The sequence below is a fragment of the Nocardia sp. NPDC059195 genome (assembly GCF_042754695.1).
In the GTDB taxonomy this organism is placed as follows: domain Bacteria; phylum Actinomycetota; class Actinomycetes; order Mycobacteriales; family Mycobacteriaceae; genus Nocardia.
Map to the genome: position 1 here is coordinate 97228 of NZ_JBHZBG010000011.1, position 19384 is coordinate 116611.

At 66.6% G+C, this 19384-nt stretch carries 16 protein-coding genes; 11 read left to right on the forward strand and 5 right to left on the reverse strand.

The window, feature by feature from the left end:
• Positions 1-17: 17 nt before the first annotated feature.
• The 4 genes from ACFXKN_RS16460 to ACFXKN_RS16475 are packed head-to-tail and all read left to right on the forward strand — an operon-like array spanning position 18 to position 1222.
• Positions 18-296, forward strand: coding sequence for a type II toxin-antitoxin system prevent-host-death family antitoxin (locus ACFXKN_RS16460; RefSeq protein WP_378940467.1), 279 nt, complete (start codon positions 18-20; stop codon positions 294-296).
• On the forward strand, positions 293-556 hold the full coding sequence (locus ACFXKN_RS16465) for a type II toxin-antitoxin system RelE/ParE family toxin (RefSeq protein ID WP_379433304.1): 264 nt from the start codon (positions 293-295) through the stop codon (positions 554-556). Before ACFXKN_RS16460 ends, ACFXKN_RS16465 begins: the two co-directional genes overlap by 4 nt.
• Positions 557-599: 43 nt before the next feature.
• Complete coding sequence (locus ACFXKN_RS16470) at positions 600-962, forward strand: hypothetical protein (RefSeq protein WP_379433305.1); 363 nt, start codon at positions 600-602, stop codon at positions 960-962.
• Positions 941-1222: a hypothetical protein gene (locus ACFXKN_RS16475; protein ID WP_379433306.1), complete on the forward strand. Its 282-nt coding sequence runs from the start codon at positions 941-943 to the stop codon at positions 1220-1222. The genes ACFXKN_RS16470 and ACFXKN_RS16475 overlap by 22 nt, the downstream gene beginning before the upstream one ends.
• 87 nt (positions 1223-1309) lie before the next feature.
• On the opposite strand, the gene ACFXKN_RS16480 is transcribed toward ACFXKN_RS16475, so the two are convergent.
• Both ACFXKN_RS16480 and ACFXKN_RS16485 read right to left on the reverse strand, forming a co-directional pair.
• Entirely contained in the window at positions 1310-1702 is a 393-nt protein-coding gene (locus ACFXKN_RS16480) for a hypothetical protein (protein WP_379433307.1), read from the reverse strand.
• 74 nt (positions 1703-1776) lie between these two features.
• Positions 1777-2493 (reverse strand): SDR family NAD(P)-dependent oxidoreductase, encoded by a 717-nt coding sequence (locus ACFXKN_RS16485; protein WP_378940471.1) that lies wholly within the window; start codon positions 2491-2493, stop codon positions 1777-1779.
• Between the two features lie 101 nt (positions 2494-2594).
• Between ACFXKN_RS16485 and ACFXKN_RS16490 the strand changes: the two genes are divergently transcribed.
• Positions 2595-3434, forward strand: coding sequence for a helix-turn-helix transcriptional regulator (locus ACFXKN_RS16490; protein WP_379433308.1), 840 nt, complete (start codon positions 2595-2597; stop codon positions 3432-3434).
• Positions 3435-3440: 6 nt separating this feature from the next.
• Here the strand turns inward: ACFXKN_RS16490 and ACFXKN_RS16495 are convergent, their stop codons facing one another.
• Complete coding sequence (locus ACFXKN_RS16495) at positions 3441-4052, reverse strand: hypothetical protein (protein ID WP_379433309.1); 612 nt, start codon at positions 4050-4052, stop codon at positions 3441-3443.
• Positions 4053-4131: 79 nt separating this feature from the next.
• On the opposite strand from ACFXKN_RS16495, the gene ACFXKN_RS16500 reads away from it, so the two are divergent.
• Both ACFXKN_RS16500 and ACFXKN_RS16505 read left to right on the forward strand, forming a co-directional pair.
• The gene (locus tag ACFXKN_RS16500) at positions 4132-4779 is read left to right on the forward strand and encodes a TetR/AcrR family transcriptional regulator (protein ID WP_378940474.1); all 648 of its coding nucleotides are present in this window, start codon (positions 4132-4134) and stop codon (positions 4777-4779) included.
• A gap of 117 nt (positions 4780-4896) precedes the next feature.
• Positions 4897-5094 (forward strand): hypothetical protein, encoded by a 198-nt coding sequence (locus tag ACFXKN_RS16505; protein ID WP_379433310.1) that lies wholly within the window; start codon positions 4897-4899, stop codon positions 5092-5094.
• Positions 5095-5157: 63 nt separating this feature from the next.
• Here ACFXKN_RS16505 and ACFXKN_RS16510 read toward each other — a convergent pair whose 3' ends face one another.
• Positions 5158-6150, reverse strand: coding sequence for an NAD(P)/FAD-dependent oxidoreductase (locus tag ACFXKN_RS16510; RefSeq protein ID WP_379433311.1), 993 nt, complete (start codon positions 6148-6150; stop codon positions 5158-5160).
• A gap of 82 nt (positions 6151-6232) precedes the next feature.
• Between ACFXKN_RS16510 and ACFXKN_RS16515 the strand changes: the two genes are divergently transcribed.
• Positions 6233-6847, forward strand: a complete 615-nt coding sequence (locus ACFXKN_RS16515) for a helix-turn-helix domain-containing protein (RefSeq protein WP_378940477.1) — start codon at positions 6233-6235, stop codon at positions 6845-6847.
• Positions 6848-6860: 13 nt separating this feature from the next.
• Here ACFXKN_RS16515 and ACFXKN_RS16520 read toward each other — a convergent pair whose 3' ends face one another.
• Positions 6861-7343 (reverse strand): hypothetical protein, encoded by a 483-nt coding sequence (locus ACFXKN_RS16520; RefSeq protein WP_378940478.1) that lies wholly within the window; start codon positions 7341-7343, stop codon positions 6861-6863.
• A 564-nt stretch (positions 7344-7907) separates the two neighbouring features.
• Here ACFXKN_RS16520 and ACFXKN_RS16525 point away from each other — a divergent pair.
• The 3 genes from ACFXKN_RS16525 (at position 7908) to ACFXKN_RS16535 (ending at position 19363) form a co-directional block, all read left to right on the forward strand.
• Positions 7908-9218 (forward strand): cytochrome P450, encoded by a 1311-nt coding sequence (locus ACFXKN_RS16525; protein WP_378940479.1) that lies wholly within the window; start codon positions 7908-7910, stop codon positions 9216-9218.
• A gap of 109 nt (positions 9219-9327) precedes the next feature.
• Positions 9328-17757, forward strand: coding sequence for an SDR family NAD(P)-dependent oxidoreductase (locus ACFXKN_RS16530; RefSeq protein WP_379433312.1), 8430 nt, complete (start codon positions 9328-9330; stop codon positions 17755-17757).
• Positions 17758-17794: 37 nt separating this feature from the next.
• Positions 17795-19363: an NAD(P)/FAD-dependent oxidoreductase gene (locus tag ACFXKN_RS16535; protein WP_379433313.1), complete on the forward strand. Its 1569-nt coding sequence runs from the start codon at positions 17795-17797 to the stop codon at positions 19361-19363.
• Positions 19364-19384 lie beyond the last annotated feature (21 nt).

Genomic DNA, 19384 nt, shown 5'->3' on the forward strand with positions numbered 1-19384 from the left:
GGTGTACACTGGGCGACATGGACGATCAACTCAGCATCCGCGAGGCTCGGGCCCAACTTCCCGCCGTCGTCAGCGCCGCCGCGAACGACGGCCAAGTCACGGTCATTACCCGCGCGGGCGAACCTGCCGCTGCCGTGGTCCCGTTGTTCATGCTGGCCAAGCTCGAGGAATGGGAAGACGAACAGTTGGGCCGGATGGCAGACGCGGCGCTCGCCGAGGGCGGGGAACCCACGAACGCGACTGTCGGCCAGATGATCGACGACATTCTCGCCCGCGGCCACGCAGGCGCCGCGTGAAGTACGAGTTCTGTTGGACGCCCGCCGCCCACCGGGCACTGAGATCGATCCCGCAGCACGATGCGCTCCGCCTACTCATGGCGCTCACGCTCCTCGGCGATGATCCTTATCGGCGCGACGGCGTCGACGTCAAGGCATTGACCGGTCGCGACGGCTTCCGGTTGCGTGTCGGCAACTACCGACTCGTCTATGAGGTCGACGACGGCAAATTGATCATTCTCGTGGTGACGGCTGGACATCGTCGCGACATCTACGAGTAGTCGCGACATCACATCCCGAGTGCGAAAAGCACGGTGACCCTGAGTGACCGCGTGCCGTCCAGCCCGACACAACCCCGTCGACCTGTTCGACGCGGCAGGCGTGAAGGCCGACCAGCAGGCGCGCGCGACCAACCTGATCCGCAGCACCCTCGATGGCCTACCCGCCTTCGCAGACGTGAATTCCGTTGGTGCCCTTGGCTTCCGCTCGATCGGTGACTCGCCGACCGGTTACGAGCACTACATCAATATGAGCTACATCCGCGACAACAACTTCCTCGATCCCGCCCACCCGGAGTCGCTGGTCTATCGGGTCGACGGCCCGACCGCACCCTCGTCTCGGCGATGTACATCGCCAACGGCAAGAAGATCGACGACCCTGCCCTGGTGGACTTCGGCGGGTCCCTGATGCAGTGGCACGTGCACGACAACCTCTGCTGGAAGGCGGGCGACAACGGTCCCGTGGTGGCCGGTGTCCTCGACGCGGCGGGAAACTGCCCGCCCAACTCCATCAACCCCGGCTCGGGCAACCCGATGGTGCATGTATGGATCGCCCCGCATGAGCGCGGTCCGTTCGCGGCGCTCGAAGGTCATGGCGCAGGTCAGGCGAGCGCCGACGGCCGCCGCACCGACATGTGCAGCCACGACCACGGCGGCGGCCACAAGTAGGCGGTCGCCGGCGAAACCCACCGGTTGTCCGAGCCGCTACCCGTTGTCGCGGCGGTGCACGAGCGCCGCGGCGGTGAAGAGTAGCGATCAGCCGGGCTGGACCCAGCGACGCAGGGCGTCGACGGTGGTTTCCGGAGAGGTGTTGAAACAGAACCGGATTCCGGGCGCGAGGTCGGACGCGACATTGATCAGCCGCTCGAACAGCAGGGTGTGTTCGGGTGCCATCCGCACACCGGCGCCGATCATCGCGACCCGGAACTCACCACCCGCCGCGCACTCGCGCAGTGCCGCTTCCGCCGCGTCGGGGTCGGCGGGGAGCTGACAGCTGACGATGTCGAAACCTGCTTCGCGCAAGGCGGATTCGCCTGCGGCGATGCGGGCGGTCAGGGTGGCTTCGTCGAGCTGCGGGTAGTTCGAGTAGTCGACGGCGCTGGGGTGCAGGCCGATCGACAGCACGGTGTTCGTATTCCGCTGTGCCACTGGGCTCTCCGTTCTCATCAGGTAGGCGGTGACACCGAGGCCGGCGAGCACCGCCACGAGCAGTGCGCCCGCTTTTACCACGGTGCGGCGCCCGTTCGGTCGAAGAATCCGCCTGTCGGGCCGTCCCCGTCGGCCGTCGCCACGGCCACGACGGCGTCGGTGCCCTCGGTGACGGTCTGGAAACCACTGTGCCCGTTGAGGTCGGTGGCGGTGTAGCCGGGATCGATCGCGTTGACCTTCATCTCGCCGAGTTCGCTCGCGTACATGACGGTGAGCATGTTCAGCGCGGCCTTGGTGCTCGGGTAGCCGAGGGCCGGTGGCAGCACGCCGCTCCATTTCGGGTCAGTGACCATGGCGATCGTGCCGACGCTGCTGGAGACCATCACGATGCGGGGACGGTCGGACAGGCGCAGCAGTGGCACGAACGCGTTGGTCACCCGGACCGGGCCGAAGACGTTGGTCTCGAACACTTCTCGCAGGTCGTCGGGCCCGGTCTCCGACGGCGCGGTGCGCGGACCGCCGATGGCCGCGTTGTTGATGAGCACGTCGAGGCGACCCGCCGTGGCCTTCACGATGTCCACGGCCGCGGCGACGGAGTCGTCGGAGGTCACATCGAGCGGGATGAATCGAACATCGAAACCGGCCGCGGTGAACTCGGCGGCCGCCGCCTCGCCGAGCGCGGCGTCGCGGGCAGCGAGGAACACCTGCCAGCCCGCTTCGGCCAGCCTGCGCACTGTTTCCCGGCCGAGTCCCTTGTTGGCCCCGGTGACCAGGGCAATCGTTGTCGTCATGCCTCCAGAATCTCGCCGACGCGGCACGGTCTCCAGTGCTGGGTCGGCCTAGGACTGGCGGTACCACCCCCGCACTCCCGTCCTGCGGCACCATGGGAGAGGTGGACAGAGCGGAATTGGCGACGGTACTGCGCACCGCGCGTTCTCGGCTGACCCCCGCCGATGCGGGACTGCCGAGCGGATCACGCAGGCAGGTGCCCGGATTGCGGCGCGAGGAGGTGGCGAGTCTGGCCGGTGTCAGCGTCGATTACATCGTGCGACTCGAACAGGGTCGCGGACCCAAACCGTCCGAGCAGGTACTCGGTGCGTTGACCAGGGCGCTGCGCCTCACCGATGTCGACCGCGATCTCGTCTATCGGCTCGCCGGGTCCGAACCGCCGCAGGCAGGACGGATTCCGATGATGATCCGCCCCAGCGTGCTGCGACTGCTGGATCGCCTGGCCGATCTGCCCGTGCTCGTCCTCTCGGCCAAATCCGATGTCCTCGCCTGGACTCCCCTGGCGGCGGCCTTGTTCGGTGATTTCTCCGCGATCCCGCCGGCCCAGCGCAACATCATGTGGCAGCGTTTTCTCGGCACCGGCATGGGCCGCATCGTCCTGACTCCCGAGGAGGCCGACAGCAATGCCGCCGCCTGCGTCGGCTGCCTGCGCGCGGTCAACGCGACCTACCCCGACGACCCCGGTCTGACCCGCCTACTCACCGAACTACGCACCGGCAGCACCGAATTCGAGGCGCACTGGCAGGCAGGCCGCTCCAGCGTCATGCACAGCCTCACCAAAACCATCGCCCACCCCGACCTCGGCGCCCTCACCCTCGACTGCGACGCCATGCACGTCCCCGACACCGACCAAACCGTCATCATCTACTCCGCGACACCCCACACCCCCACCGCCACCGCCCTCGACCTACTCCGCGTAACCGGCCTCGAATCCTTCCACTGAACCCCTTCAGACCGCTCGATCCAGCACCGCCGCACGGATTTTCGCGACCGCGGCCTGCGGGTCGTCGGCCCAGAAGGCGACGGTGCTCACCGTGAAGTCGCCCTGCGGAGTGGGAAAGGTCTGGGGTTCGGTCAGGATGGCGCGGATGTTCGTCGAGCTGCCGATGATCACGGCGAGCGTCTGGTCGCCTGTTCCGGTGAGCTGCAACGATTTCGCGCCGTCGTAGGCTCGCAGGTCGTGCCGGATCGCTCGGATGTCGGTCAGCGAGATGTCGAGGCCGACTCGGCGCAGGTAGCGCACGCGCAGCAGTTCAGCGGTGAGCACGTGGGGGTACATGTGGTGCGCGGCCAGCATTCCGGCCATCCACAACAATCCCCAGACCCCGAGCGCCAGCGCGACGATCCGCGCCGCGGGCCACGGGATCAGCAGGTGAACCGCTGGGATCTCCACGGCGCTGACCACGATGAACGCCCAGATGACCGCCGATACCGCGCCCGCGTACCGAATCGGTGTGCCGCCGCCGGTGTCCGGACGCCGGGCGACTACCCGCGCCAGGCTCACCCAGATGTCGACTTCGAGACGAACGAAAGACCGTGCGAGCTGGGCGATCGGGCGCATGGAACCCTCCTTTTCAATACACTTGCATTGTAAAGAGGTGAACCACAGCAATACAAGTGCATTGTGAAAAGATGGGCGGATGCCGAAGCGGGTGGATCACAGTTCTCGACGCGCGACGATCAGCGATGCGGTGATGCGCCTGCTCGCCCGCGACGGCCTGGAGTCGATCAGCCTGCGCCATGTCGCCACCGAGGCAGGGGTCTCCGCGGGCCAGGTGCAGCACTATTTCCCCAGCAAGGAGGCGATGATGGAGTTCGCGACCACCACCATCGCCGATCGGATCGCCACTCGAATCTCCGCAGCGGGCCCCGACCCCGATCTACACCAGCTCCTCACCGCACTGCTCCCCACCGACCCTGAATCGGCCGCCGACGCCCGCATCCTGATCGGTTACCTGGCCTTCGCCACGGTCCGCCCCCAGATCGCCGAAACGCTGACAACGAACGGCCTCGGCTTCCGCGACCACGTCGCCGGCATGATCACCCACCACCCCGACCCGACCGCCGCCGCCGAATCCCTCCTCGCCCTTCTCGACGGACTCGCCCTGCACGTCACCATCGGCCAGCTCTCCCCGGAGAAGGCTCGAGCGCTACTCATCGCAGCAATCGATCAGACGCAGGGCTATCGCCAACGGGAAGCACTCGGACGGCTGAAGCAGCTCGATCGCAACCCGTTCCTCACCGACGATGAAGCGGCAGCCGGTCAGGACGAATCCCGCCGATCGTGACAGCCCCGATTTTCAGGGCTACCGGTCGGTCGTTTTCGAAGGAATCGTTCTTGTCGCCCACTCTGCGGCAACACTTTTCGAAATATGGGAGACAGCGTGTCGATCAGGAAATTTGTCATGGCCGGTATGGCGATTGCCGCGTTGGGGGCCATGGCACCTGCTACCGCGATGGCCGCGCCGACAGCAGCCGCGCCGGTCGCCGAGACCGGCAGTGCCGATGCGACCAGTGGGAGTGGCGTGTTGGTGATGCTCATCGAGGAGTTCTTCAAGCCGTGCCCGTTCAGCAGCACGGTGTGCCCGACCACCGACAACTGAGTCCGCTGCACAGGACCCCGCCGATACGTTCGGCGGGGTCCTGCGTGCCAGCTGTCGAGCGGCTTACGCGGACGCCGGTTCACCCAGGTCAGCGTCGACTCGGCATGCGGCTACCGCGGCGGCGGTTTCGGCCATCACCAGTTCCGCGTTGATCTGCGCACCGGCCATGGCGCCTGCCGCCGCGGCGGCGCCGACTTGGGCGGATGGGTCGGTGGCGTTGCCCGCGATCCAGACGCCGGGGACCGAGGTGCGGCCTACGGGGTCGGCGGGGATGTGGTCGCCTGCGCCGGAGGGGTGCGGTTCGGGGACCAGGCCGAGGTCGGTGAGGAAGGTGGCGCGGGTGTTCATGCGGGGTGCCACAACCAGGGCGTCGCGTTCGATGACGGTGCCGTCGGCGAGCCGGACGCCCGTCAGGCGGTCGGTGCCGAGCACCTCGACGACCTTGCCGTCGACGATCCGAATGCCGCGGGCCACCAGCTTTTCCGCGTCTTCGGCACGCACCGGATCCGCCGTGTGGGACAGGAAGACGATGTCGTCGCTGAGCTGACTGAACAGCAACGCCTGGTGCACCGACATCGGTCCGCTCGCCAGCACGGCGATGCGCTGGTCGCGCACTTCCCAGCCGTGGCAGTACGGGCAGTGCAGTACATCGTGACCCCAGTGTTCGCGCAGGCCGGGGACGTCGGGGAGCTCGTCGGCGAGTCCGGTGGCGACGAGAACGCGCCGGGCCCGCGCGGTGCGACCGTCGGCGAGGGTCACCACGAATTCCCCGAGGTCGGTCGCAGTCGCGGCGCGGTCGACCGCGACAACCGCACCCGACACCACATGTCCGCCGTATCCGCGCACCTCGGCGCGCCCGAGCTCGAGCAGCTCCAACGGCGACATCCCCTCGCGTCCCAGCAGTCCGTGCACCCCCTGAGCAGGCGCGTTGCGCGGCGCCCCCGCGTCGATCACGGCCACCGAGCGCCGTGAGCGCGCCAGCATCAGCGCCGCGTTCAGCCCGGCGGCCCCGCCACCGAGCACCACTACGTCGTACGAATCGTTCAGCTGTGTCATCTCGACCTCCTTCGAGAATCCACAGTGCATCCCATCGACAAATACTGGCAACCTTCTTTGCCGACATGGCAAACTGGACAGCATGGACGACCTCGATCACACCCTCGACTCGGTCGGCCCCCGGCTGCGCGCTCTGCGCAAACAGCGCCAGACCACCCTCGCCGACCTCTCCCAGGAAACCGGCATCTCTGTCAGCACCCTGTCCCGACTCGAATCCGGCGCCCGCAAGCCAACTCTGGAGCTACTGCTCCCCCTGGCCAAAGCGCACGGCGTCACCCTCGACGAACTCGTCGACGCCCCGCCCACCGGCGACCCGCGCATCCACCTGCGCCCGATCACCCGCCACGGCATGACCATGCTCCCGCTCACCAAACGCGCGGGCGGCATCCAGGCCTTCAAGATGATCATCGCCCCCGGCGCGCGTAATCGCCCCGACACTCCGCAGGTCCACGAGGGCTACGAATGGCTCTACGTGCTCAACGGCCGCCTGCGCCTGATCCTCGGCGACAACGAAGTCATCCTCGCCCCGGGCGAGGCCGCCGAATTCGACACCCATGTCCCGCACTGGTTCGGTGCCGCCGACGAACAATCGGTCGAATTCCTCAGCCTCTTCGGCAAACAGGGCGAACGCGCCCACTTCCGCGCCCGCCCGAAGGGTTCCGCCGCACAGCGTGCGACGGGCCAGGACCAGGCCTGACCCGCCGCCGTGCTCAGCCGAGCGTGAAGCTCGCGCGGCCGGAGATGTGCTCGAGCTCCTGATGCTGCGGCAGGGTCTCGTCGGTGGTCACGATCCACGCTTCCACCCGGCCCTTGCCCGGCCCGGTTCCCATGCCGACGATGATGCTGTCCGGCAAATTCACCAGCTGACCGTTCTCGACGGCATGCGACTGCCCGTCGCTGTAGCCCGAATCCAGATTGCGGAAGCGCACGGCCACCCGGTATCGCTGGCAGAAGTCGCCGGTCTGGGTGATGCTCACCTGCACCCCGAACGAGCCGGACCGCTCCTGCGGCACAGTCTTGGCGTTGATGATGGCCGCACAGTTGGCGCCGGGGATCCGGCTGATCGTTGGCGTGAACTGGACCACCGGATCCGAGGGGAGCGCGGTTGCCGGACCGGCGAATCCGACCAGCGTGGCGGCAGCGGCAACAACCACGGCCGAGAACTTTCGGTAAGTGCTGTTCGTGAGAGTCATACCCTCTACTTCGGGCCGGAGCAGCCTCCCGTTAGCCACCATAACGGTCTCGATTTCGCAACCAAACATGGTGTGCCACAGCATATTTGACAGTGTCGGCACCCTTCCCATGCAGCTGCTGAGGCGGCCGCAACCCGGGATCCTCGTACCCTGTTCGCGACACGCCATGCGGTCCGTTAACAGAGATCTCACCCCGCGCGACGCCGGCAGGTTCGCCGCACCCGCGCCAGCGCTGACGATCCAGGCACTGGCCCGGCCCGCGCCCGAAATCGGCCGTGCCGTGCCGTGATCAGGGCCCGACTCACCACCGCCTACGGCGCCTACCATGAGGCCGAATTCTCACCGGTTCCGACGCCACCCATTCGGGGGGATGTCCATTGAATTCGACCCGTTTAGAATTCGACTCAGGAGAAATTCCGAACGCTGGCGATATCGTCATTGCTCGCGTGGAATAGTCGGCCGCATTGGCAAATGAGGTATACGCCATGAATTCACAATTCCCGGATCCCGGCCATCCTGTGCCGTATCAGCGAATTTTCATTTCGGAGACAGGTTGCCGATAGCATGACGCTGCAATATCGACTTCGATGGCTTTCACTACACGGCGTACCGCGGGTAGTACTGCGCGTTCAGTCCCGGCGCGGCGACATCTTCGCCCGGATGATGGGGCCGGAAGGTATCGCCGACCCTCACCCCTACCTCGAACAGATCAGAGCGCAGGGCACGCTGGTGAAGACACCGCTGCCCTGGGTGACCTGCGACCACGCGCTGGCCCGGGCGATCCTGCGGGACAACAGGTTCGGCGTGCGCAGCTCTGCGAGGATCGAGATACCCGAGCTGTTGCAGAAGCTGGCGAGCCGGGTGCCGCCGCCGGCGAATCCGGCCGATCCACCCGCGATGCTGCGCCTGAACCCGCCGGAACACACCACGATGCGCCGACCGGTCGTCTCGGCGTTCACCCCGCGCGCGGTCAACAAGCTGCGCGACCGAGTCGAGACCGTCACCGAGGAGCTCCTCGACGCATTGCCCGCCGGTGAGTCGGTCGATCTCGTCGAGGCGTTCGCCTCGCGGGTGCCCATCGCCATCATCTTCGAAATGCTCGGCATGCCCCGCGAAGACCAGGAGAAGTTCCTGCACTGGGGCGAGGCCATGACACCCATGCTCGACGTCGGCATCTCCTGGCGCACCTACGACCGCGCCATGCGCGCCGCCCAAGAACTCAACGACTACCTCGACCGGCACATCGAGCGGCTGCGCCGAGAACCGGGCGACGATGTCCTGAGCAACATGATCAAGGGCGGTGACCTCGACCATTACGCGCTCAAGGCGAATACCAGCATCATCATCGGCGCCGGCTTCGAGACAACCGCCAATTTGATCAGCCATGCCGTGACCCTCCTGCTGACGCACCGGGAACAACTCGACCGGCTCAACGCGGAGCCGGAACTGTGGCCCAACGCCGTCGACGAAGTACTGCGCTACGAGCCGCCGGTGTTCATCACGGCCCGCTCCGCGCTGACCGATCTCGAACTGGCGGGCGTCCCATTGCCCCAGGGCGCCATGGTCATGCTGTCGCTCGCCGGCGCGAACCGTGATCCGGCGGTGTTCAGCAACCCGCACCGGTTCGATGTCGCCCGTCCGAATGCCAACGAGCACTTGGCCTTCAGCAGCGGTGTCCACGCGTGTTTCGGCGCCAATCTGGCCCGGATGGAAGCCGGTCACGCACTGCGCGCCCTGTTCGCCCGCTTCCCCGATATGCGCTCGGCCGCCCCACCCCGGCTCCGCTCGCAGCTGACTTTCCGTGGCTACGAGCATGTGCCGGTCGAACTGGGCCGCAGCGTGGGTGCGACGCCTTCCGCATCGATCGAGAATTAGATTCCGCTCACAAAGACGAACACGCCACCAGAAGCAGTCGATTTCTCCGCTGCAGTGAAAACAACGCGTGTGCCGTCGATCGATATTTCGCCACGAATGAGGTCAGCAAATGAATTCCATCCACAATGCCCCGACCGATCCCGTTGCGGCTACGCACGAGGGAATCGCCGTCGTGGGAATCGGTTGCCGTTTCCCCGGAAATGTTCGCACTGTGCGCGAATTCTGGCAACTGTTGATCGATGAACGTGACGCGGTCCGCGAGGTTCCGGCGGACCGGTGGAATGCCACCGCCTTCTACGACCACGATGCGGGCAGGCCGGGGCACATGCGCACCCGCACGGGCGGCTACCTCGACGATGTCTCGTCGTTCGACGCGCACTTCTTCGGCATCACCCCGACCGAGGCCGCCCGGATCGACCCACAACAGCGACTGTTCCTGGAAACCACCTGGGAGGCCCTGCAGGACGCGGGAATCGTGCCCGAGGACATCGCGGGCGAGAAGGTGGCGGTCTACGCGGGTGTCTCCGGACACGACTACGGCATCATCGCGCTCAATCCGGAGAACCGGAATCTGATCGGCGGTCACACGATGACCGGCGTCACGAATTGCATTGTGGCCAACCGTGTGTCATATCTGCTCGATCTTCGAGGACCGAGCATGACCGTGGACACGGCCTGTTCGTCGTCGCTGGTCGCGATTCATCTGGCGATCCGCAGTATCCGCTCCGGTGAGGCGACGATGGCGATCGTCGGTGGCGTCAGCACCCTGTTGCTGCCCGAGGCCTCGATCGGGTTCAGCCAGGGCACCTTCCTGTCGCCCGAGGGCCGGTGCCAGTCGTTCAGCAAATCCGGCGACGGCTACATCCGCAGTGAGGGCTCGGGCACGATCGTGCTCAAGCCGGTGTCCGCGGCCGTCGCCGACGGCGACCGCATCTACGCGGTACTCCGCGGTAGCGCGACGAATCAGGATGGTCGCACCACCGGCATTTCGGTCCCCAGCGAGCACGCGCAAGCGGAGATGATCCTGGACGCGTGCCGTGACGCGGGCGTCGATCCCGCCGAGGTCGGCTACATCGAAGCCCATGGAACCGGTACCCCCGTCGGTGATCCCATCGAGGCGCGCGCGCTGGGCAAGGCGCTCGGGGCCGGGCGCAGCGGCGCGAACGCCTGCGTCGTCGGCGCGGTGAAGTCGAACGTCGGCCACCTCGAGTCGGCGGCGGGCATGGTCGGCATCATCAAGGCGTGCCTGATCGTCGACAGCGGCGAGATTCCCGCGAATCTGCATGCGGAAGAGCCGAATCCGGCAATTTCCTTCGACGAACTCGGCTTGCGGCTCGCGCAGACCCGCCAGCCGTGGCCAACGACCGGACCCCGGGTCGCGGGCGTGAACTCGTTCGGCTTCGGCGGATCCAACGCGCACGTGGTCCTGGCGTCCCCACCGGCCACCGCACCGGTGGCCGAACCCGCCGACGCGGTGCCGGTGGTGTTCGCCCTCAGCGCCAAGACCGGGGAAGCGCTGCGCGCCTATGCCGAGAACTACGCCGATTTCCTGGCCGCACCCGACACTGCCGCGCTCGGGCTGACGGCGATCGCGTCGGCGCAGGCACGAACCCGATCGCATTACGACCAGCGACTGGCCCTGGTGTGCTCGTCGGTCGCGGAATTGCGAGATGCCCTGCGGGACACGGCGAAGGACACCGAGTTCGCAGCACTGCGCGGTAGCGGGAAGACACCGGGCGCGAAGACGGTCTTCGTGTTCTCCGGGCAGGGCCCGCAGTGGTGGGCGATGGCGCGCGAACTGCTCGCCCAGAATCCGGTGTTCCGCCGGACCGTCGAGCGCGTGGACACCGAGCTGCGCAAGCACGCCACGTGGAGTGTGCTCGAAGAACTCGGCCGCGATGAAGCCGACAGCCGAATCGGTGAGACATACATCGCGCAACCCGCGGTCTTCGCGGTCCAGCTCGGCCTGGCCGAGCTCTGGCAGAGCTGGGGCATCGTCGCGGACGCCGTCGTCGGTCACAGTATCGGTGAGGTGGCGGCCGCCGCCGTCTCGGGCGCGCTGTCGTTCGAGGACGCGGTGCGGGTGATCTTCCACCGCAGCCGGGTCCAGCAGCGGGCCTCCGGCAAGGGCACGATGCTGGCCGTCGGCCTACCGCATCACGCGGCGGCGCAACGCATCACCGGCTATCGCGGGCGGGTCGAGATCGCGGCGCTCAACGGTCTGGAATCGACCGCGCTGGCAGGCGATCCCGATGCGCTCGAGGAGATCAAGGGCGCACTGGAGCAGGATCGGATCTTCTGCCGCATGCTCCAGGTGCGCGTCGCCTTCCACAGCCACCACATGGATCCCCTGCGCGAGGAACTGCTCTCCTCGCTGGCGGGCATCACCTCGGGTCCGGCGACGGTGCCGATGTATTCGACGGTGACGGCCGACGTGGTCGCGGCCGGCGCGCTCGACGCCGAGTACTGGTGGCGCAATATCCGCGAACCCGTCCGGTTCGCCCCCACCCTCGACCGCCTCATCGGCGATCAGCACCGGACCTTCATCGAGCTGGGCCCGCATCCCATCCACTCGACCGCCATCGCCGAACTGCTGGACAAGCAGCAGGCGTCCGGCCTCACGGTGCCGTCGCTGCATCGGAAGCAGAGCGATCGTGCCACCCTGCTGTCGTCATTGGCCGCGCTGTACACCGCCGGGTACGACCCGTCCTGGGCGACCGTTTTCGCCGATGACGCCGGGCGCGTGCCGGTGCCGTTCTATCCCTGGCAGCGCGAAACCTATTGGCTGGAAACCCCGGTCTCGCGCGGCGCGCGTTTTCCCTCGCTGGGGCATCCGCTCGTCGGAACCCGCACACCCGTCGCCGACGAACCCGACAAGCACGTCTGGGAACTGACGATGGACACCGCGACGTTCCCGTGGCTCGACGACCACCGGGTCCAGGGACCCATCGTGTTCCCCGGCGCGGGCCATCTCGACCTCGTCGTCGGCTGCTTGACGGAAGCGTTCGGACCGGACAAGTACTCGATCGAGAATGTCGAATTCCGCCGTCCGCTCTTCATCTTCGACGACCGGCCCGCCCCCCGGGTCCAGGTGGTGATGACCGCCTCGATGCACTTCGGGGTGTACAGCCTGCAGGACGGTGACAAGGACTGGATCCTGCACTCGTCCGGTACCGTGCGCCGCGGCGCCCCCGACACCGAACTGCCCGTGCCGTTCGCCGACCTCGATGCGCAATGCCCGCTCGAATTCGACCCGGGCAAGGTCTTCGCGAAATTCCGGAACAACGGCCTCATGCTCGGCCCGACCTTCCGGGCTATCACCCAGCTGCGCTACGGCGAGCTCTGCTCGCTCGGGCGCATCGATACCCCGGACGCCATCCGTGACGAGGCGTCGCGCCACATGATCCATCCGGCGCTGCTCGATGCCTGCTTCCAGTCGCTGTCCATCGCGATGGGCAACGACCCGAACAACGATGACAAGACGCTCTACATCCCGTTCGACATCAAGCGATTCAGTTTCCACGCCGCGGCGGGCAAGCGCGTGTACTGCTACGGGCAGGCCAACATCCTCGACGACCCCGCCTACTGCGAGGGCGATCTGTGGCTGCTCAACGAAGACGGCACGCTGGTGGCCCACTTCGAAGGATTCAAAGGCAAATCGATCACTCAGCCGACCGAGGATCGCGACACGCTCCTGCAATGGCTCTACGAGTACCGGTGGCACGCGGCGCCGGTGCGCGTGAAGACGCTGCTGCCCGCCGATTTCGTGCCGAGCACCGAGGTGCTGGCAACCGCGGTCGACCCGGTTCTCGATGAGGTCCGCGCGTGGTCGCTCAACCGTGAGTATCACGCGACCACCGAAGCGGCGATGAACGAGCTCTGCGTCGCCTACGTGACCGAGGCATTCCATCAGCTCGGCATGGACTTCGCCCTCGGCCGGCGATTCTCCCTCGATGAGATCGCGCACGAGCTGGGCGTGCACGACAAACACCGCGACTACCTCGCCCGCCTGCTGGAACTGCTGTCCCGGCACGAGATCACCGGCAGCGACGGCGACCACTGGCAACTGCGGACGGTCCCCCAGCGCGTGGACACCGCGGCCGTGCTCGCGAGATTGCGCGCGCAGCATCCCGAATGCGAGGCCGAGTACGCGGTGCTGGAACGCTGCGGCACCGAGCAGGCCGCCGTCCTTCGCGACGAGGTCAATCCGATCGAGCTGATCTTTCCGCAGCACGAGTACCAATCAGTGGTCGATCTCTACGAGACCTCGTTCTCGTTCGAGCGGTGCAATCGCACGGTCGCGAAGCTGATCGCCGAGGCAGTGCGGGCCTTGCCTGCCGACCGGCCCCTCCGGGTGCTCGAGATCGGCGCGGGCACGGCGGGCACCACAGGCTGGATCCTCAACGAACTCCCGGCCGACCGCGCGGAATACATCTTCACCGATATCGGCCAGCTGTTCCTGAACAAGGCGCGACAGCGTTTCGCCGAGTTCGACTTCGTGGACTACCGAATCCTCGACATCGAGAAGGACATCGCAGAGCAAGGCTTCGACCAGCACTATTTCGACATCGTCGTCGCGGCGAACGTTCTGCACGCCACCGAGGATCTTCGTGTCACGCTCGGCAATGTCGACCAGCTCCTCACCTCCGGCGGACTGATGCTCGTCGTCGAGGAGACCAACCCACCGCACTGGGTCGACCTGACCTTCGGCATGACCGACGGGTGGTGGCGGTTCACCGACCACGACCTGCGGCCCCACTATCCGTTGCTGTCGGAGGCCACCTGGCAGGAGTTCCTGCCCACCGCCGGCTTCGAACACGTCCAGATCTTCTCCGATATGACCGGTAGCGAACAGACCGGCTGCTCGGTGATCGCGGCGCGGGCACCGCACCGGGACCTCGCACCCCATCAGCCGCGCATCGAGCCGGGCCCGTGGGTGGTGCTGGCCGACGCCGATGGCGTCGCCGAGGACTTCCTCGCGCGGCTCGATGAGGCCGGGGCGGGCAGTGTGGTGGTCACTCGCGCAGCGTCCTACGAACAGCTCGACGACCACAGCTTCCAGGTCGACCCGACCAGCGCCACAGACCTCCGGCGCGTGCTGGAGCAGGTGCGGGACGCGGCGGGCACGGTGGCCGGTGTCCTGCACCTGTGGAACCTGGACTTCGCCGGGACCGAACTCACGGCCGAGCTGCTCGCCGAGGTGGAGCGGCACGGCGCGTACAGCGTGATCGCGGCGGCGCAGGCGGTCGATCAGCTGGATTGGGCAGTCGCGCCGCGGTTCTGGGTGGCGACGGCCGGTGGTCCGGTCGTCGTGCCAACCGATCGCACCGCGCCGTCCCAGCTGCCGAGCTGGGGCATCCTGCGGGTCCTGCTCAGCGAGCACAGCACCCTCCGGGCCAAGATCATCGACTTCGATCCGGCCGCGGGAGCCGACGCTCGCTCGGCGCAACTGTTCGACGAACTGCTGCACGTGCGGACGCGGGAGGAAGAGGTCGCCTACCGCGGTGCGGCCCGCTTCATCGACCGCTTCGAGCATCTGTCCCTCGCCGAGTTCGAGGCCTCGACCGCGATTGCCACCACCGCATCCGACGAGCGTCCGTTCGTCCTGGCTGTTCCCGCGACACCCGGAATCGACGAACTCCGCTACGAGAGCTCGACACTGCCTGCCCTCGGCCCGCACGATGTCGCCATCCGCCCGGCGGCGACCGGCCTGAATTTCCGCGACATCATGCTGACCCTCGGCATGCTGTCCGAAGGCGCGGTCTCCGGTGGCTTCTACGACAGGAACATCGGCGTCGAATGCGCCGGCCGCGTCATCCAGGTCGGCTCGCAGGTCACCGACTTCACCCCCGGTGACGAGGTGATCGCCTTCGCCCGTGGTTGTTTCGGTTCCGCGGTGGTCACCCCCGCGCAGCATGTCTACCCGGCACCGGCGAACCTGTCTGCCACGGACGCCGCGACGCTGCCGATGGCCTATCTGACCGCGTGGTACGCCTTGGTCGAGGTGGGCCGTTTGCGGGCGGGCGATCGAGTGCTGGTGCACGCCGCCGCCGGTGGTGTCGGCCTGGCCGCGCTCCACATCGCGCAGCGGCTGGGCGCGACGGTTCTCGCGACCGCGGGCAGCCCGGAGAAGCGGGAATACCTGAGCTCGCTCGGTGTGGAGGGGGTCTTCGATTCTCGTTCGCTGTCCTTCGCCGACGACATCCGCGCGCGCTTCGACGGTGTCGACATCGTGTTGAATTCGCTACAGGGCGAGACCATTCCGAAGAGTCTGGAGCTGCTGCACCCGCACGGCCGGTTCATCGAGATCGGCAAGAAGGACATCTACGAGGACTACAAGCTGGGGTTGAAGCCGTTCGGCAACAACCTGAGCTACTCGGCGGTCGACATCGACCGCATGTTGCTCGAGTCGCCCGCCCGGTGTCGCGAGGCGATGACCGCGGTCCTCGAGCACGTCGCCGCGGGCACACTGCCCCGCTTGCCGCACACCGATTTCGCTGCCGCGCAGGTGACTTCGGCCTTCCGGTACATGGCGGGAGCCAACCAGATCGGCAAAGTTGTCGTCGAATTCGGCGCCGACACCGAGGTGCTGGTCCATCCGGGCACCACCGGCGCGGAATCGTTCGATGCCAACGGCACCTACCTGATCACCGGTGGCTACACCGGTTTCGGTCTGCGCACCGCGCAGTGGCTCGCCGGCAAGGGCGCACGCACCATCGTGCTGGTCGGCCGCCGAGCGCAGGTGGACGCCGAGAACGAGCAGCAGATCGCCGGCCTGCGCGCCGCGGGCGTCGACGTGGTGCTCGAACGAGCCGACGTCTCGGTCGAAGCCGAGGTGGTGAACCTGCTCGAGCGGGTATCGACGCTCCCGCCGCTGCGCGGTGTTTACCACGCAGCCATGGTCATCGCCGACGGCCCGCTCGCGACCATGACCGAGGAGGAGTTCCTGCGGGCGGTGCGGCCGAAGGTCGACGGCGCCTGGCATCTGCACACCCACACCCGGGCGCTCGACCTGGACGCGTTCGTGATGTTCTCGTCGATGAGCTGGAATGTCGGCACGCCGGGACAGGCCAATTACGCTGCGGCCAACGGGTTCCTGGACGCGCTGGCCGTCCATCGCCACCAACTCGGACTGCCCGCGCTGACCGTGAACTGGGGTGCGATCGCCGAAGTCGGGTTCGTCGCGCGCAACAAGCTCGACACCCTGTCCTGGCTGGGATGGACACCGATCTCGCCGGACCACGCGCTCGATTTCATCGGCCGCTGCCTGGTTCAGGGCGTCGAACGCGCCAGCGTCTTCGGGGTGAACTGGGCAAAGATGAACCAGGTCATGCCGATCGTGCGCAGTTCACCGCGGCTCGCGCATCTCGCGACGCAGGACACCGCGGGTTCGGCTGCCGCGTTCGGCACCGAGGGACTGCGCGCGGAGCTGTTCGAACTCACCGGCGACGATCGTCTGCCACGACTGACAACAGCTCTGGCACAGCAGATCTCCCGGATCTTCGACATGCCCGTCGAGCGCTTGGCCCGCGATGTCGGGCTGACCGATCTCGGGATGGACTCGCTGATGGCGGGCCAGATCCGCAATATGCTGGCCAAGCACCTGGAGATCGACTTCCCGACCATGGGCCTGATGCGCGGTCCGACGATCACCGAACTGGCCGAGGAAGTCCTCGCGCAGGTCCACGGCGAATCCCTCGGTGTCGCGCCGTCGGCAGCACCGGCCACCGGCCCCGAACGCTGGATCCGCACCGTGGTCGGCCGGTCCAACACCGCCTCGATACGGCTGTTCGCGCTGCCCTTCGTCGGTGGTGGCGCCTCGGTGTTCACGCCGTGGCCCGGCTACCTGCCCGACTCCGTCGAGACGGTGGGAATCCAGTTCCCCGGCCGCGAGGAGCGACTCGGCGACGTTGCGGTCGATGCGATGCCGGAGTTCGTCGCGCAACTGGCCGAGGCCATGCTGCCCCACCTCGACCGGACCTTTGTGATCTACGGGCACAGCATGGGCGGGCTGCTCGCCTACGAGCTCGCCAAATACCTCGAACAGCACTACAACGAGGTGCCGATGAAGCTCGTTATCGGTGGCTGGCCGGCGCCGACGCTGGTCGAGAAGTACGTGCGGAATCTGGCCCACATCCGCGACGGCTTCGATCTCGACATGGCCTCCGACAGTCAGGTACTCGAGGTCCTGCGCGACAACAAGCTGCTCGACATTCCGGTGGCCGAGGAAGCGTCGATCCTGCATTGGCTGCCGTCGATCCGGGCGGATCTGACAATGCTCGGCGACTACCGATTCGAGAACGGATATACGCTGCGTGCCCCGATCTCGGTGCTGCGCGGCGCCGACGACCCGGTGTTCGACGACGACCAGATGCAGGGCTGGGGCAAGTTGACCAGCGGCGGGTTCTCGCTGTCGACCGTGCCCGGCGGGCACCTGTTCATCCAGAACGCGGACCCGGGTGTGCTGCGCACGCTCGCCGAGGAACTGTCCGTCGAGGACACCTTCCCGAATTTCACCAGCCTGGCGTACGGGCGCTGAGCCGAACACTTTCCAACATCTCGAACGGGGAACAATGATGGAGCAGACGAAACGGTACGACGTCGTGATCTGCGGTGGCGGTCTGGCGGGACTGACACTGTCACGACAGCTCGCGCGGACCATGCCCGACCTCTCGGTGCTGGTCTTGGAACGCAGCGGGCACGGGATCCCGGACGGCGCGTTCAAGGTGGGTGAGGCGACGGTCGAGGGAGGTGCCCACTACTTCGGCGAACAACTCGGCCTTACCGGGTACTTGAATCGACGGCACCTGCACAAACTCGGACTTCGAATGTTCTTCGGAGATTCGCAGGGCCCGCTCGAGATTCGGCCGGAGCTGGGAGCCCGGCGGTTTCCGCGGGTGACGTCTTACCAGATCGACCGCGGCAGATTCGAACGAGACCTGCGCGAAGGCGTCCACGAGCTCGGGACCGAGCTCATCGAGCAGGCGAAGGTACTCGACATCGAGCTCTCGGACTCCGACGCGGACCATATCGTGCGCTTCGAAGTGGACGGCGAGAGCGGCGAACAGCAGGTGCGGGCGCGCTTCGTCGTCGACGCCTCCGGTCGTCAGCGGTTGTTGCAGCGCAAACTCGGCCTGAGCGCGCCGAGCCCGCACAAGATCAATGCGGCGTGGTGGCGCTTCCGCGGCGAGTACGACGTCGAACGAATGACCGATACCACGAACCCCGCGTGGCGCCCGCCCACGCAGGAACGCCGATGGTTCTCCACCAATCATTTGATGGGTACCGGGTACTGGGTGTGGATGATCCCGCTGTCTTCCGGGAACACCAGCGTCGGCATCGTCACCGACGACACGATCCATCCGTTCAGCACCTACGGGACCGAGAAAAAGGCCAGGAACTGGATCGGCGAGCACGAGCCGACACTGGCCGCGTTCATCGATGGTGCCGAACAGCTCGACTTCTTGCAGGTGCGCAACGCCAGTTACGGCTCCGAGCAGATCTTCTCCCACCAGCGGTGGGCCTGCGTCGGCGAGGCAGGCATCTTCCTCGATGCCTTCTACAGCCCGGGGTCGGACTACATCGCCTACACGAACACGATCACGACGCGCATGATCGAACTCGATCGCCGAGGCCGGCTGACCGCGGAGGTCGCCCAGACCTTCAATCGGTTGATGCTCGAGGACATGTGGCCCAACTATCTGGGGATGTACCACCAGAACTACTCGATTTTCGGCAGCGCCCCCGCCATGTTCACGAAGGTGATGTGGGATACCTCGTTCTACTGGGCACTGCCTTCGCAACTGCTGTTCAGAGGGCTGATCGGCAACGAAGACGCGGCGGCCGAATTCCACCCGATAGCTACCCGATTCAAGGGAATTCAGGCGCGCATGCAGGCGAATCTGCGCGCTTTCGGCGCGCAGGCCACGCAGCCGGACAAGTACTTGTTCGTGGAATACAGCAAGGTGCCGATCTGCGCGCAACTACACCTCGACCTGCTCACCGAGAAGACCGCCGATCAGACGTTCCGTGACATGCGACGCAATGTCGACCGGCTGGAAGCGTGGGCGGACTCCTTCGAGCAAGAGGTCGGCGCGCGGTTCGACCTGCCGACAAGGTCACCGGCAGCCGCAGGCATCCGGTGACCGAACAGACCGAACAGGAGC

Coding starts and splice junctions, on each gene's coding strand:
- ACFXKN_RS16460 (WP_378940467.1), top strand. CDS start 18: ATGGACGATCAACTCAGCATCCGCGAGGCTCGGGCCCAACTTCCCGCC.
- ACFXKN_RS16485 (WP_378940471.1), bottom strand. CDS start 2,493: ATGACGACAACGATTGCCCTGGTCACCGGGGCCAACAAGGGACTCGGC.
- ACFXKN_RS16495 (WP_379433309.1), bottom strand. CDS start 4,052: ATGCGCCCGATCGCCCAGCTCGCACGGTCTTTCGTTCGTCTCGAAGTC.
- ACFXKN_RS16500 (WP_378940474.1), top strand. CDS start 4,132: ATGCCGAAGCGGGTGGATCACAGTTCTCGACGCGCGACGATCAGCGAT.
- ACFXKN_RS16505 (WP_379433310.1), top strand. CDS start 4,897: ATGGCCGGTATGGCGATTGCCGCGTTGGGGGCCATGGCACCTGCTACC.
- ACFXKN_RS16510 (WP_379433311.1), bottom strand. CDS start 6,150: ATGACACAGCTGAACGATTCGTACGACGTAGTGGTGCTCGGTGGCGGG.
- ACFXKN_RS16515 (WP_378940477.1), top strand. CDS start 6,233: ATGGACGACCTCGATCACACCCTCGACTCGGTCGGCCCCCGGCTGCGC.
- ACFXKN_RS16520 (WP_378940478.1), bottom strand. CDS start 7,343: ATGACTCTCACGAACAGCACTTACCGAAAGTTCTCGGCCGTGGTTGTT.
- ACFXKN_RS16525 (WP_378940479.1), top strand. CDS start 7,908: ATGACGCTGCAATATCGACTTCGATGGCTTTCACTACACGGCGTACCG.
- ACFXKN_RS16530 (WP_379433312.1), top strand. CDS start 9,328: ATGAATTCCATCCACAATGCCCCGACCGATCCCGTTGCGGCTACGCAC.
- ACFXKN_RS16535 (WP_379433313.1), top strand. CDS start 17,795: ATGGAGCAGACGAAACGGTACGACGTCGTGATCTGCGGTGGCGGTCTG.